10 protein-coding genes and 1 pseudogene are annotated in these 15,427 nt (G+C 46.6%); 2 read left to right on the forward strand and 9 right to left on the reverse strand.

Going from position 1 to position 15,427, the window contains the following annotated elements; genetic code table 11:
• The first annotated feature begins 15 nt into the window (after positions 1 to 15).
• Positions 16 to 831 carry a phosphatidate cytidylyltransferase gene (locus E5331_RS10410; protein ID WP_123481182.1) on the forward strand — a complete coding sequence of 272 codons (816 nt, stop codon included), beginning with the start codon at positions 16 to 18 and terminating at the stop codon, positions 829 to 831.
• Positions 832 to 968: 137 nt separating this feature from the next.
• Here E5331_RS10410 and E5331_RS10415 read toward each other — a convergent pair whose 3' ends face one another.
• The 7 genes from E5331_RS10415 to E5331_RS10445 all read right to left on the reverse strand — a co-directional run bounded on the left by E5331_RS10415 (position 969) and on the right by E5331_RS10445 (position 11,971).
• Complete coding sequence (locus tag E5331_RS10415) at positions 969 to 1,688, reverse strand: porin family protein (RefSeq protein WP_123481181.1); 720 nt, start codon at positions 1,686 to 1,688, stop codon at positions 969 to 971.
• Positions 1,685 to 3,715, reverse strand: coding sequence for a LysM peptidoglycan-binding domain-containing protein (locus E5331_RS10420; RefSeq protein ID WP_123481180.1), 2,031 nt, complete (start codon positions 3,713 to 3,715; stop codon positions 1,685 to 1,687). Before E5331_RS10420 ends, E5331_RS10415 begins: the two co-directional genes overlap by 4 nt.
• A gap of 231 nt (positions 3,716 to 3,946) precedes the next feature.
• Positions 3,947 to 4,507, reverse strand: coding sequence for an RloB family protein (locus tag E5331_RS10425; RefSeq protein ID WP_123481179.1), 561 nt, complete (start codon positions 4,505 to 4,507; stop codon positions 3,947 to 3,949).
• Positions 4,494 to 5,681 carry an AAA family ATPase gene (locus E5331_RS10430; RefSeq protein ID WP_123481178.1) on the reverse strand — a complete coding sequence of 396 codons (1,188 nt, stop codon included), beginning with the start codon at positions 5,679 to 5,681 and terminating at the stop codon, positions 4,494 to 4,496. Before E5331_RS10430 ends, E5331_RS10425 begins: the two co-directional genes overlap by 14 nt.
• Before the next feature lie 296 nt (positions 5,682 to 5,977).
• On the reverse strand, positions 5,978 to 9,244 hold the full coding sequence (locus tag E5331_RS10435; protein WP_123481177.1) for a S41 family peptidase: 3,267 nt from the start codon (positions 9,242 to 9,244) through the stop codon (positions 5,978 to 5,980).
• A 151-nt stretch (positions 9,245 to 9,395) separates the two neighbouring features.
• The gene (locus E5331_RS10440) at positions 9,396 to 10,841 is read right to left on the reverse strand and encodes a basic amino acid/polyamine antiporter (protein ID WP_123481176.1); all 1,446 of its coding nucleotides are present in this window, start codon (positions 10,839 to 10,841) and stop codon (positions 9,396 to 9,398) included.
• Positions 10,842 to 10,945: 104 nt separating this feature from the next.
• Positions 10,946 to 11,971 carry a helix-turn-helix transcriptional regulator gene (locus tag E5331_RS10445; RefSeq protein ID WP_135984632.1) on the reverse strand — a complete coding sequence of 342 codons (1,026 nt, stop codon included), beginning with the start codon at positions 11,969 to 11,971 and terminating at the stop codon, positions 10,946 to 10,948.
• 122 nt (positions 11,972 to 12,093) lie between these two features.
• On the opposite strand from E5331_RS10445, the gene E5331_RS10450 reads away from it, so the two are divergent.
• Positions 12,094 to 13,350: an RtcB family protein gene (locus E5331_RS10450; protein WP_135984634.1), complete on the forward strand. Its 1,257-nt coding sequence runs from the start codon at positions 12,094 to 12,096 to the stop codon at positions 13,348 to 13,350.
• 302 nt (positions 13,351 to 13,652) lie between these two features.
• On the opposite strand, the gene E5331_RS10455 is transcribed toward E5331_RS10450, so the two are convergent.
• Complete coding sequence (locus tag E5331_RS10455) at positions 13,653 to 14,768, reverse strand: DUF6371 domain-containing protein (protein ID WP_135984636.1); 1,116 nt, start codon at positions 14,766 to 14,768, stop codon at positions 13,653 to 13,655.
• Positions 14,769 to 14,903: 135 nt separating this feature from the next.
• Positions 14,904 to 15,427: pseudogene (locus tag E5331_RS20375) on the reverse strand (sigma-70 region 4 domain-containing protein); the annotation flags it as partial.

A 15,427-nucleotide genomic window follows, 5' to 3' on the forward strand; every position in this document is an offset into this window, starting at 1 on the left:
AAAAACAAAAGAGAAATGGATCTGAAAAAATTATCAGTAAGAACAGTGTCAGGGCTTATCTATGCCGGACTGATCATAGGGTGTATATTTTGGGGATTGACTCCGTTCAGCTGTCTGGCGACGGTATGTGCGTTGCTGGCAGTTTACGAGTTTGATAAGATTACGGAAAAGATGGGCTCCGGAGGTCCGCTGATCATGGGTCTTGATATGCTTGGTGTGGTCATGCTGGTATTTGGTCGGCTGTTTTATCCGTTGGTAATATGGGTGTTTATAATGCTGCTGCGTATGACGTTGCAGCTTTACATCAAGAGCACGACCCCTATAACGTCCATAGCGAAGTCCTTCATGTCGCAGATATATATCGGTCTGCCCTTAGGATTGATGGTGCTTCTCGCCGACGTGAGGCATCTCCACGCAGTGCTTGCCATCTTCATACTGATATGGCTAAACGATACGGGTGCATTTCTTGTGGGGAGCATGTTGGGACGTCATCGGCTGTTTGAGCGTATATCCCCGAAGAAATCGTGGGAAGGATTCTTCGGAGGTCTGGCATTCGACGTCATTGCATCAGTCCTGTTCGGTATCTATGCCTCCACCTTCTTCGGGTTGGAGATAAGCGTATATGGCTGGGTCGGTCTTGGGGTAGTGGTCTGCCTCTTCTCCACATGGGGAGATCTCGTGGAATCAATGCTTAAGCGCAGCCTGCATATAAAGGATTCAGGCTCACTGATCCCCGGTCATGGCGGCATACTTGACCGCATCGATTCATTGCTCTTTGTTATGCCGGCATGCGTAATCTATTTGATGATCCTATCAGAGATAGGACTCTGATTGAAAGATAATTGAAAAAAGGAATCCGGATTCAAAACCATTTTGAATCCGGATTTTCTATTTTAAATTCTGATAATTCTGACAATCCTGTCATTATTGGCAATTTGACAATAATGACATTAATTACAGAATCGGCATTATTTTACCCTGAACCAGTATCCGATTGTCGCGGAGATTGTCATCTGGTTTGAAGCACTGTAAGTATCCGTCCGTTTTGAGGGGAATACGTTGCCGAGTCCATAATAGAATCTGGCTTCAATGCATAGCGAGTTGCGTTTGTTTAGGTTGAACTCACCGCCTAACCCTGCTGAAATGCCATAGTCCAGTTTCTGAGTCGCATCCATTAGCATTTGCTCGTTCATGCGGTTGTTGTACGGGAAATCGGGGAGTGATGCCATCTGTTTCGGATCGAAATTCGCACTTGTGGATTCACCGAGGAACAACGCTACCTGTGGTCCGGCATTGAAGAAGAATTTGCCACGTCGTCCGAAATAGATGTGTGCCATCACCGGAAGTTCCACATAATTGAGCGTCCTGCTGTAGTTATATGGAGCCTCTTCAAAATTCTCGCTCCATCCACGCTGCACGAAATTAAGCTCTGCGAGAAGTCCGAAATGATCCTCCTCTACATATCTCACCATCACGCCGGCAGTCATACCCGGGTTGAATTTCTGACGGACGGATGGATTGAAAAATACCTCAGACAATGTTGCACCCCCCTTGACGCCGATAGCCACGTTTGAGCTGTAGTGGGTCTGCGCTACAGCTGATGCTGCCGACAACAGCATTGCGGATGCCAGCACCGACTTCATCCATTTGCCTGATGAAAGGGATATTATTGACTTTCCGAATCTCATTTCACTAATTCTTTATCAATAAATCCCCCCTTACGGAATTTGAGCAGGTAGCCTGTCGGATTGATGAATCCACCCCAGTTATTGACTCTGACAAGGTTTATATCGGTCTGAATGGTTGGGTCATCACTGCCGGAGAATCCACGGTTGAAGTCGCCTCCGTTTGCTGCAGTGGAGGGTATGAAGTATTTTGCCACGTCATACCCGCTTGCCGCGAAGTTGGGGAAGGATTTCACCGGATGTCCGCCATACATGTCGGAGAAGGAAGCATTAAACCTTGAGCCATGGGATGAGTCAGCATCAAACCATACTCTTGAAGGGATCAATACCTCGGCATCGGAGAAGCGGTCGCCGTAGGTGTCGGTAAGCATCACCCAGCTCGGACGTCCCACCAGGGTTATAGATGTGGCGGGATATTTCTCCCTCAGATTGTCTACAGAATGAAGGATATCCGAAATCTCCTCTTTCTTGTTGGAATAGGCATATATGAGGTAGGAATCAGTCTCGCCCAGTTCAGTATCGGAGAGGGCGGCAATACTTCTCTTTGTCACTTTATCAGACGAGTATTTTGGAAGAAGTATTTCCGCGATACCATCGTTGGCATCCTCATTACCTACTACGATTACCTTCCTACTGGAATATTCATCGTAGATTCTGTCGGCAAGATGCTGGTTAAAGAATGTTGACGGGGGGAGAATCTGCACCATTGAGGGATTGTCTTCAAACAGCTCGTTCTTCACATCGAATACGTTGACCACCTCGATATGGTTGGTGTTGCCATAGTCAGCAAGGAAAGCGGGGAAATTCTTGTCGGCAGTAGCCACGATAAGGTTCGGCTCAAAATCGTCAAGAGCATCTGTCACGCTTGTGGTGGCACCCCTTCCGTCAATAACCTTGAAATTGATCTTATAAGGGGAGTTCTTCAGCTCATCAATTGCGAGAAGGAACCCTCTTGTAAAGTCGACATCCTTTTTTGAAGTCGGTTCGTCGAGAATGGCAGCTACTTTCACCTCATTAAGGAGCTCTCGATCGGAATCGATGTTGTGGATAGAATCATACATCTCCTGTATCCCTTCCGACGACAATTCTCTGGGGTCTTGCGTCTCCACCACTTTCTCAACTTGCACGGTCTCCACGACAGGCACGTTTACAATGGTGTTTTTCTTGAGGTTGGTAGTGTTCTCGTTGGCATCGCGGAGAGTGGATTCATCCACGCCGGTCTTTTGAGAAATGGTTTCCCACGTCTCATTCTTTCCGACCTTATAGCTCTCAACGCTTGCAAGACGTTCCTCCTCGACCGTTTCGGTATGCACGTTCTTACTGTTGGAGTTTACTGCAATCCTCACAGTTTCGCCCGCCTTGAAATTCTTTTCCGACACGGCAGGGTTGGCAGAGAGTATATCTTCCACCGTCGTGTGGTATCTCTTGGCGAGGGAATAGAGAGTGTCGCCATGTTTCACCACATAATATAGATATTTGTCGGATACAGTTTCCGGCGATTGCTGGATTACGATTGTCTCACCCGCCTTGATACCATATCTTGCATTTGGGTAGGCCTCATATATCTGCTCAAGAGGCACGTTGTATTGGCGTGAGATACTATATACGGTCTCGCCTTTTCTCACGACGTGGCGGATGGGTTCGTAAGAGGTCTGTTCGGCAGAGTCGGCAGAGTCATTGCTGTCATTTCTGACAATATTGTCATTATTGTCAGAAACGACATTATTGACATTCCTGTCAGAATTGCCGCTATTGGTATTATTGCCGGAAACGGGAGCATCTACGGGATAATATAGACGCGATCCTTTTTTCATCTCGGAAGAGGCATTAGGATTCAGTTTGATCAGCTCGTTCAAATCCCAGCCATGTTGCTTTGCTATTCCATATATGGATTCCCCTTTTTTTATTTCGTGATAGAAATACTCTTTGCCGAGTATCTCTACTTTGGGAAGGTTTGGTTGGGCTGCAAAGATCGGTAATGCGACGGCAGCTATTCCCATCCAGGAGAAAATGCGGTAATTGGTCTTCATCTGATAAATTACATTGATTTTCCGATGCAGATATTCTCAACGGATAAATGTAACTGCAAAATTAGCAAAAAATTTAAAGAAGCCCACAACAGTCCGCCAAAAAATAGTTTTTTCCTCTTACATGCAAAATACTGAAAATAGACTCTGACGGACTTTTTGGGGTCGTCAGAAGTGTTAAAATACCTCTAAAATGACCATTTTAACACTTCTGACGGACTTTTTTTATCAGCTTCAATATTTTTTAACACTTTCCAAAGAGTCGATAAAAACACTCATATTTGTAGATGGATTGTCAGGCCAACGTAATTTGCTGGCATTTTCGGATGCCTTATTTGTATGTGTCATTAAAAATTTTGATTGGTCGTAACTGAATTGTCCTTTTTGGTAATTTGTCCACACTGTATCAGAAGATTTCAATTCCTTGACAATGGATGCAGAATCACATACTTTGCCAAATTTCTTAGAGTGAAGCATAAACCAAAGTTCGATACAGGGATTGGATAATATTAGCGTTCCTTGCATACATTTAAGCCGATGAACAATATCTTTTATATCTGCGTCATAGACGAAGAAAACCCTATAATCGTCATCCTTATCAAGTCCAAGTTCATATATATATTGGTCTACGAGTCGTTGGTTTATCTTATTCCCGCTCACTCTTGTCTTGATAACAACAGGAAGACGGTACCATAGTTTCAAGATTTCAACATATTCTCGTTCTGTTTCACCTTCACATATAACCAAGAAGACAGTACGAGGTTCTTTTTTCTTTGATATCTTACGCTTTCTCATGATTCAATGTGATTTCGGAGATGAGGGAACGAGCACTTCCAATATAAGGCACTCCATCAAAGCGTCCTTGAAGATAAGCCTGTCGAATGTCTTTGATTTTGTTTATTCCCACAAATTCAGCGAGTGAGACAAATTCTGAATTACCATCAGACTGTTTACTTACAAATACTATTTGCTCCGGTCTTAGCGAGTCGGTATCAATCAACAATGGATTGTGACTGGTAAAGACCATCTGTGCTGATTTGGACGACCTGACCAAATCAAGTATAAATTCAGCCAACCGCAGATGCAGCTTCAGGTCAAATTCATCTATAAAGAATGTGGCTCCGGCAGTAATCTTACGTAGGATGATAATCAATAGCGTCAGCAGACTCTTAGTACCGTCTGATTCCTCCTTTATAAAATCAAATGGCAGTTCGGGATTTTCCCGATGAAAACTTTGCAAAATAAGTTGACCAGACATATTTTCAGATAATGTTATATCAATTATGTCACTGTCACACACTTCAAGCCCCATGAGCAATAATTTCTTGTCGTTTTCAAATTCTGCTACAGATAAATTAGATAAATCAACAGATCCGCGTCCTACCATCATTTCATTAAGGAAGAATCGAAAAACTTTCTGAGCAATCTCCTTCTGCATTGAACTTGCCCTGCTCAAAAACAGTGTCTTCGGACCCGTGTTAGCCACTACTTCTGACGGACGTGGTATGACTCCCTTTTTGAAGTAGTATGAAGTGGTCTCAGTACGAGAGAATATTCTTGATTTTCGTTTATTGGGATAATAATATAGTTCTTCCGACGTTATGACCCCACCATATATCTCAAATGAATACTCATATTCAATACCATCAGTAACAAAGTCTATATAAAATTCGGAGGGCATATTTCCTCCAAACTTAAATGACACGTTGCCCAATTCATCCCCCTCATTATTGAGATGGGAAGTCAGGATGAGATTTCTGCAATAGTCCATTGCCTTGATTAGGTTTGACTTTCCGGCTGCATTACCACCGAACAATCCAATAATATTAACAAACTTATCTCCGTGAAAATCTATTAAGCTATTGGGTTGAGCGTTACGAGAATTACGTGAGTTCATATTTGCTGTGAAATCAATCACAACTTCATCTCTTAACGAATAGAAATTCTTGATACGTAAACTGAGAATCATAATAGTTCGTCTTTATTATTTCCGTAATTTTTATGATGGACTTTTTGTGGTTGTCATAAGTGTTAAAAAACTTTCTGAAAAATCGAGCATTTTAACACGTATAATCAAGTAATTCGAGTAAAATTACTCAATCATAATATTTTTTAACGTAATAACAATCTTATTTATTAGAGATTATTTCATAAAAATGAAGTGACCCCAAAAGTTTTTCGTATAACTTTTGAGGTCACTTTTAAGCGAGATAGATGTAGTTGACTTCAATTGAACTTAGGGGCGTCAGATTGAAGTTGCTGTTGTTATTTCTTCTTGGTCTCTTTCAGGAGCTCTTTGACGGCTGTCTCAAGCTGGGCGTCGTGACCTTTCACTACGTCGGCGGGAAGATTCTCCACCTTGATGTCCGGTTCGAGCTGAGTGTTCTCGAGGATTGTGCCGTCGGCAAGACGATAGGCTGTCACAGGGATACCGAATACCATGGAGGGATCCTGCATCGTGATCCAGTTCACGCTTGACATCGTTCCCGGCACAGGCATACCCACAAGCTTACCGAGATTCTTGAATTTATATACCCAAGGTGTGCCGTGTGCATTACTGTAGTTAGCCTCACCGGTGATCATGATTGTCGGCTTGTTCCATCGGCGTGATGGCATCTCAGCCGAATTTCTGCCATGATTCTCCTGAGTGAAGTATTTCTCGCCGCTGAAGAGCACTTCAATATCCTCATGCAGACGACCGCCACCATTCCAACGAGTATCGATCACGATACCATCGCGAGTATTGTACTCACCGAGAATCTTCGCATAGATTGTGCGGAAGCTGTCGTCGTTCATTGATTCTATATGTACGTATCCGAGACGTCCGTTGGAAAGACTGTCAACGATATGTTCGTTCCTCTTCACCCAACGTTCATACATAAGGTCGCTCATCTTGCCCGTTGTGATCGGGAGAACAACCTCCTCCCATTTCTCTCCGGTGGAAGGATTTGCGAATGCCACGAGAGTCTTCTTCTTGGCGGTGTTGTTGAGGAGGGAGGTCCAATCCTCACCCTTCTTGATTTTCTCGCCATTGATTGCCTCAACCATATCGCCTGCCTTAACGCGGGTAGTGGCTCTGTCAAACGGACCACCCTCAACAATCTCTTCAATCAGAAGACCATCCTTGTCGGAGGTGAGGTCGAATATCAAACCGAGAGAAGCTGTTGCCTCTTTTGCGGGACTGCTGTAGTATCTACCTCCGGAATGCGACACGTTGACCTCACCGAGAATCTCGCTGAGAAGAGCCTGGAAGTCATAGTTGTTGTTGATATGGGGGAGGAACTTGCGATAGTTGTCGACATACTCCTTCCAGTTGATAGGCATTTCGGGGAGAAGGAAACGTTCTTTAGCCTCGATAGCCATATATTCATACATTGCCTCACGCTCCTTGTAGGGATCGATCTTAACAGATCCGGAAGTGGTCACTGGTTTGATGCTGCCGGAAGAGGGTGTGAATTTCTTTACGGTGGAACCTACAAGATACATGCCTCCGTCAGCCGTGGTCTGTATCCCGGCGGGGGAGTTGCCCAATTTCTTCACGATTGATATGTCGCCCTTACGTAGATCCTTCTTCCAAAGATCGTAGCCATCCTCGAATGATGTGATGAAATAGAGAGTCTCGCCATCTTTCGACAATGTGAAGTCAACGAGAGAAGAGGAAGTGGGGGTCAGACGCACGATACGGTCCTGAATGCCTTCTCGGTCAATCTTGATATCCTTGCTTTCCTTATCCTCCTTTCCGGATTCCTTCTTATCCTTTGAATCTTTCTTATCTTTAGCATCCTTCTTCTTCGACTTGTCAGTGCTATCCTTCTTGTCGGCATCCTTCTTCTGCTGTTTCTCAATCTCTTTCAGCAGGGCGAAGTCCTCTTCCGACAGACGGTATTTGTCGTATGCCTCTTTTGTGAGGAACACCATGAAGACATCGGATTGAGATCCCCAAGATGCATGGTTTCTCATGCCATAGCGTTCGGAATCGAATATTACGGCAGTGCCGTCGCTGTTGAAACGTGGGTTCTGGTCGAAATATCCGGTATTGGTAAGATTGATAAACTCGGCATTATCCACGTTGATTATCGCAATGTCGTCATACGGCTCGTGCATCGGGTTCATAACTTCGAGAGTCACCCATTTGCTATCGGGACTCCATTCCACGCTGATGCTGCCGGAGCGAGAAGTGGCGATTCTGTCGTCGGAGAGCGTCTTTACCTTCTTTGTCTCCAGATCCATCACCTTCAGCTTGTTGCGGTCTTCTGTAAATACCATCTTTTTCCCGTCGGGAGAGATGGAGGGATGACTTCTCTCCACGCCGTCGTCGGGGAACAATGCAGTCTCCTCAATAAGTGTCGCATTGGAGAAATTGGGATCATCATCGCGTTTGATGGTAGCTTTGTAGATGTTGCTCTTGCCGTTGCGCAGAGAGCCATAATATAGGGATCGTCCGTCGCTTCCCCATGATATCCTTGATTCCACGCCGGGAGTATGGGTTATCTGTTTGGTGGAGGGGTATTCGGAAGAGGTCACAAACACCTCGCCTCTTACTGTGAATGCCACCTGTTTGCCGTCGGGGGAAACAACCGCCCCCTGCACCTTTGAGAAGGGTATCTCCTTTACGTCTTCAGAGAAGTCGTCGATTACCTCAATCGGAAGTTTCTTTGCCTTTCCTCCCGGTTGCATCGTGTAGATTTCGCCATTGAAAGTAAAAGCGAGCAAGCCGTCTTTAGCAGCACTGAGGAATCTCACCGGATGTTTCGTGAATGAGGTGAGTTTCTCCGGCGAGGCATTCTGTGCGATCGGTTGCTTGTAGATGTTGAACGATCCGCCGTCGCGTTCGCTCAGGAAATAGAAGCTGCTATTGTCAGGGGCAATCACCGGTTCGCGGTCTTCGCCGGCACGTGCAGTAAGGTTAGTGTATGATTTTGAAGATGGTTCATACATCCATATATCACGCGTCACGGAAGAGGTGTGGTGTTTTCTCCATTTGTCTTCCGAACCCTTAACATTCTCATAAAGGAAACTTCCGTCGGGGCGCATTGCCACGCTCACTGCCGGAGTTGAGAGTATCTGTACGGGACGCCCGCCCTCAGCCGGGACTGAATATAGCTCACTCTGCGATCTGTGTGGACCGGAGATGTTGACAGCCGGTTTCTGTATGTAGGCGGAGAAAATCACGTTCTTGCCGTCGGGGGAGAAGGCTTCCGGAGTCTCTGCCACGGAGTTGAACGTAAGACGGGTGGACTGTCCACCCTTTGAAGGGATAATGTAAATATCCTTGCCACCGTTCCGGTCAGAAGCGTATGCTATCTTGGTGCCGTCGGGCGACCATATCGGTGTGCTTTCATACGCCGCCGACGTAGTGAGTCGGGTGGCATTTCCTCCGGTTGAGGGCACTGTGAAAATATCCCCTTTATAGGAGAAAGCAATCGTTTTCCCATCAGGGGAAATCTTTACATCGCGCATCCACAACGGGCTTACCGCTGATGCAGAAAGGGATGCCATCAGGAGAGATGCGGGAATGATTAGTCTTTTCATGATTAATCAGTGTGAATTGTTAGAATAAGGCTTTGATGTTACACATCTTCGCCACAAAGATAAGAAAAATAATTTTAAGAAAATGATAAAATTGAGATAATTGTTATATTTCCTTGAAAATTTCAGGTAAAACTACCTGTCGTCTGTGGCATTATGATAATGCGAATCGCCCCGTGGCAAGCATGTATATGGATAGGCAGGCGAGAATAAGCATCACTCCCGACATTACCGACTCTCTTGTGGATATTATTTTATCCGTGGAGGAAGTGCCGTTCTGACGATGCTGGCGGCGTGCCATTATGAAAAATGGGAAACCGGCGGTGTAGAACATCGAGGTCATGACGAGGAGTGATAGCGAACCTGCCCAGATGGAGTATATGCAGTAGATGGTGGTGCCGGTCGCTATGACTATGATTGCCGGAAGTTTCTTGTTTCTTGACGTCCACACGCGGTTACAGAAGATTAGTTTCAGAAGATATAATCCGCAGCATAGGTAGCACGGGAGTATCATCATGGATGCGAGATTGACGGCAGCAAGATATACATCTTCGGCTGTGACCACGAGCAGCAGGCATAAGGTCATGGCTATGGAGGAAACTCTCATCCCGTATGCAGGCACACCATGCCTGTTGACCGACAGGAACTGACGGGGGAGTATCTTCACTACGGCTCCCTCGTAGGGTGTCTGCGCACACAGGAGCGTCCATGCCACAAAGCCCCCCGCTACGGAGAGGATTATTGCCGAGATCACAAACCATTTTGCCCATGGTCCGGCGCACACCTCCAGCGCGTATGCCAGCGAAGGGTTGGGGAGCGCAGCGAGTTCCGGTTGGGTCATGATTCCGAAGCACAGTGTGGTGACAAGGATGTAGAGCATCAGGGCGAGAAGAAATCCGGTGATTGTAGCTTTCCCCACGTCGGAATGTCTCTTTGCACGCGACGACATCATCACTGCCCCCTCAATACCGAGGAAGCTCCAGATGGTGACGAGCATACATGAGGAGACCTGTGCGCCTACGGATGGAAGTTCCGGATTCAGGTTTCCCCAGAAGTCAAGGGTGAACATGCCGACCTTCGCGCTGACGGCAAGGATAATGATGATGAAGATGATGCAGCTGAATTTAAGCACAGAGAGCAGGGTATTGATGTAGGAGGCGGATTGTATGCCACGTGTGACGATGTAGTACATCAGCCATATCAGCACTGAGCCGAATACCACTGTCTGCCATCCATGCTCGTTCAGCACGGGAAGAAACGCCCCTATGGAGTCATTCAGAAGTACTGCATACGTGACATTGCCCAAAATCACACACAACCAATAACCCCACGCCATGTTGAATCCCCACCAGTCGCCGAATCCCACCTGTGCATACTGATAGATTCCGGCGGTTAGGTCAGGACGTTTTTTAGCAAGAATCTTAAACGTGGATACGAGCATCCCTATACCGATGCCGGTGATTCCCCACGCGCATAGCACGCTTCCCAAAGCCGCCCCATGTGCCATATTCTGGGCGATATTGAAAATGCTTCCGCCAATCACCGATCCGAAGACTATAGCCACCAGTCTCCAGAGTCCTAATTTACCTTTCTCTTCCAATTTTTACCTGTTTACAATATTTGTTAAAAATCCGATACCACATAAACTCTGAATTATTAAACGGAGATATTTCCGGTTTGTTTTGTCATGAATGTCGGATACCGCTACGCTTTTGCATCTGCATCTTTATAGAAGGATGCTGAAGTCTTCACATGGTTGGCGATATGACGGCGTATTTCCGGAGGCGACACCACCTCTATGTGCCGACCATATCCGAGTATGACACGTTCCAATTCATGATTGGGAATTACGTTCAGCATTATCACGATGCTCCCGTCATTATTCTCCCTTATCAGTTGTTGGGAATGGTGTATAGGTTTGGTCAGTACGTATGGAGCCTGGTCGGAGTCGATTCTTATTGTAATCTCTTGGGGAGAGGAATCGATGTCGCGTGTCACCCCTACCATATCATCAAGATATTGCTCCGGCTCAAAGAATGTATTCTCCTTATAAGGAGTGCGGCTTGAACGCACCACCTTGAAAATCCTGTCAAGCGCGATGGTCTGTATATCGTGCTTTTTATGATTGTATCCCACGAGAAACCAGCGGTTGTTGTATTCCTTCAATAGGTAAGGGGAGATGAATAGGCAGGTTGGGCGTCGCGCCTTGAAAGATTGATAGATCACTTCAATGGCATCCTTTCTTATGATATGGTCATATAGCACGGAAAGAAAGTCAAGCCCTTTCAGCCGGTTGTTGGTGTCGATGAACACCACCTGACGATGGGACTCGCTGCTCTGTATTTTATCTTGAATACGAGCGAGTATATCCTCCTGTCCCGCCATGTCGCGGAACCCACCATAGTGGCGTATTATCTCCATAGCTGCCGATAGTTCCGAGATATCTTGCTTCGAGAGGGGGAGTTGCGTGATACTGAAATCCGGATCTTCGTATGTGTAATACCTATTCTCCATGACGATGATAGGGGCATTGTAGCCGAGTTTGCCGCTACGCATCAGTTCGATGTCTCGCTGGATGGTGCGCTTTGATATTGATGAGATCCCCTCATATTCATATAGGGCATCCTCGCAGGCTGTCCGAAGGTCTTCAAGGGTCCAACGGCGTTGACGGCGGCAAAGACAGGCGTCGATGGTGCGCAATCGCATCAGTGTGTTTCTGTTGAGAGGCATGTTTTGAAATTTTTTTGCGAAATTACAAAAAAATATTGAAGTGCGCCATTAGATGGCGCACCTATTGTCTTACTTTGCACTCAATAAATAAACAATATTAAAATCATTAAAAACAGATTGATATGAAAGGAATAGAAGGATATGACGTGAAGATATTCACCGACAACGTTGAGGATTCTGCAATGGAGCAGATCGCGCGTCTGCTGTCGATTGACGTATTCTCCGATAAAAAACTGCGTATTATGCCTGATGTGCATGCCGGAGCCGGATGCGTGATAGGTTTCACGGGTAACCTCGGCGATAAGGTGATTCCAAACATCGTGGGGGTGGATATCGGATGCGGTATGCGTGTGCTTAATCTCGGCAATGTCGTGGAGATAGATTTCCATGCTTTCAATGAGCATATCCGCGGGAACGTACCCTCCGGTAAGATTGTGCGTGAGGATAGATTCGGGTTCCGTCCGCTCGTGGGTGAGGAGATGGAGATATACCGTGAGGCAAAGCGGCTTGTCACGGAACTCTACTGCTACAGGGAGTTGAAATTTACCGACCGTATCAATAAGTCGATAGGTTCGCTTGGCGGTGGCAACCATTTCATAGAGCTTGACAGGGATGATAAGGGTGATGTCTATCTGGTGATTCACACCGGGTCGCGTAATCTTGGCAAGCAGGTGGCTGAGATCTATCAGGCTAAAGCGGTGAAGCATCTTACTGATGGTGCGGATGATTTTGAGGAGTCGATAAAGCACACGATTGAGGAATATAAGGCAGCAGGGCGTCGCTCCGAACTTCAGGAGGTTATAAAGAGGATGCGTAAGGAATACCATGCAGCGGAGCCGTCGCTTCCCGCCGATCTTTGTTATCTGGAGTGTGAGGGGAGAGAGCGATATCTTCACGATATGCGTCTTTGCCAGCGATGGGCGGTGCTTAACAGGAAACTGATCTCATTGCTCTTGCTTAAATTCTTCCCCGGTGTGGAGATCATGGAGGAGTTTGAGAGTGTCCACAACTATATCAGTGACGACAATGTAATACGCAAGGGGGCGATTTCGGCTGCCATAAGCGAACGGTGCATCATACCGCTCAATATGCGTGACGGTTCATTGATATGTGTAGGCAAAGGTAATGCAGATTGGAACAGCTCTGCGCCGCATGGAGCCGGACGGGTGATGAGCCGTATACAGGCATACAGGGAGGTAACGATGGAAGACTTCGAGGCATCGATGGAAGGGATCTACTCAGAGTGCATCACCGACTTTACACGCGACGAATCGCCGATGGTCTACAAACCTGCTACCGAGATAGTCAGCAACATCAGCGACACCGTAACCATCGCCACCACGATCCGCCCCATCTTCAATTTCAAAGCCACAAAATAAATCTGAAAATGCCCCGCCTATCCCGATATTGGCATAGGTGGGGCATTATTTTTGAAATTTACAACCGGAATTATTAAAACAATACATAAAATGGCTGATATATTGGAAGAAAGATGGCGACCTGAAGATGTGATTGTATGTACGAATCGTGCGGAGCACGAGCACACCATATAAAACCTCATATCTAAGTAAATTCATTAATTATATAGGCAAAAGTGACGATGACTGACACTGAAGATATCTCGCATAGATAAGGTTCAGGTCCTTAATTATATAACGCTCTCAAAAATAATTAGAGATGGTCAGAAGGAGGTCAGGAGATGCCAGATGGGTTGGTGGGCTTGGACGTGTCGGATGATGAGGTCGTCGAAACCATCGCCCGGTTCGATTGTATGTGTTGTCGGGGTGATTGCGGAGGTGTGAGTGGGGCGATGCCATTCTTCCATGACGGAGGAGATGGTCACTTCCTGGCAGTATGGGCGCAGTTGGTCGGCTTTTGATTTCCATTCGTCGTATTTGCCATTGTCGGGGAAGAGGATTACAGTGCGTCCGCGAAGTGCCTGGTGCTTGTCGTATGGGTCAAGGAAACATTCTGCCTTGGGGTTGAGTCCCGCACAACCGAAGGTTGCCATAGGAAGGTAGGCTCCCTGCATCCCTCCCCACGTCAGGGCTATGTCGGCAATGAGTGCCGCCTTCGGCGACTCAAATAGCCATATCGTCGGCTCAAATTCCTCGGTGATACCCAGTTCTCGACGTAACTCATTCTTTGCGTTCCGTTCTTTGTCAGATATGCGCAACAGGTGACTCCCGAAATAGCATTGCCGCAGCTGGAAATCGGGGAACCTGTCAGACAATACGGAATGCACGTAGTTCTGTTGTCCCTTCACCCGTTTGCCGGTGTCAGAGTCGTAGCCGATTATCTGACCGGTGCGGAAATTACCGTAGATGTCGTGTTGCCAGAACACGGTCGAGCCGCCGTAGCGTGTGGAGGTACCCACACCGTATTTTGTCACTGTCGATTCAACAATTCCGGGAATCTCTTGTCCGGCGTTGGAGTCGAAGAGAGTGTGCAGGAAACTGACAAGTGGATTGCGGTGGTAGTTGGTCATTGATGCAAACACTATCTCTTTCGGTATGAATGTGGGGCTCTCGGAGATGAGTGAGGTGGGACGCAGCACTCTCTGTCGGAGATACGGGTGACGGCGTGACAGGCGTCGGAAGTCGTGGTCACGGAAATAGTCCTTGGGAGGGTAGTGGTAGCCGCAATGGTCGGCACGGTCACATTTCCCACAGGTGCCGGAGGCTACCGGTGTCTTGTCGTCGGAATAAACATAGTCGACGAATCTCTTTTTCCCACAGTTAGGGCATATCGTCTTGCGGCTGGTGGGGTCTAATTGAATTGGGCGTCGGTATAACATGGCTGTGAGTTTTTGTCAGATTATAGTGATTCATGGCGTTTCACTTGTTTCATCTGTTTCACCTGTTTCGGGTGAAACAAGCGAAACAGCGAAACAAGCGAAACAGGCGAAACGGTTGGAACAGCTATCAAGCCGTTATTTGCTGATATCGACATTCACCAGAGTTCGGTGCACCTTGGCAACGCTAATCCCTAACTCGGCAGCAATCTCCCGATAACTCTTCCCTTTCCGTCTGAGCTCGATTATATTGTTTTTAATCATATTGACATCATTATCAGATTTCTCTCTCAGATGGTTGGTTTCTCTGTCATGTCCGATCTCATTGAAATGCAGATAACCGTTTGGTTCCTTGACAATATCAGCCACTATCACGTTGTCCTCTCCATATTCGAAGGCACCGGAACGGCATTTTATCTGCTTGATATACCGTAGGTTCTCGTCCTTGGCACTTCTGCCTATTGCAAACGCACTGTCAAAGAAATTCATCAGCTTCTTACTTCCTGCAAGTGTGTTCTGGTCAATTGGGTTTCTCAGGCTACGTTTCGGGGTGTGGGCAATGACAAGGATGCTCCATCCGTGGTTCTTCTTCAGCTGCACAAGCCGTGCCATCAGTATGCCTGCGGCATCACCATTGTCAGACGAGTTGCAGATCCATGTCA

It is taken from the genome of Lepagella muris (assembly GCF_004793975.1).
GTDB lineage: Bacteria > Bacteroidota > Bacteroidia > Bacteroidales > Muribaculaceae > Lepagella > Lepagella muris.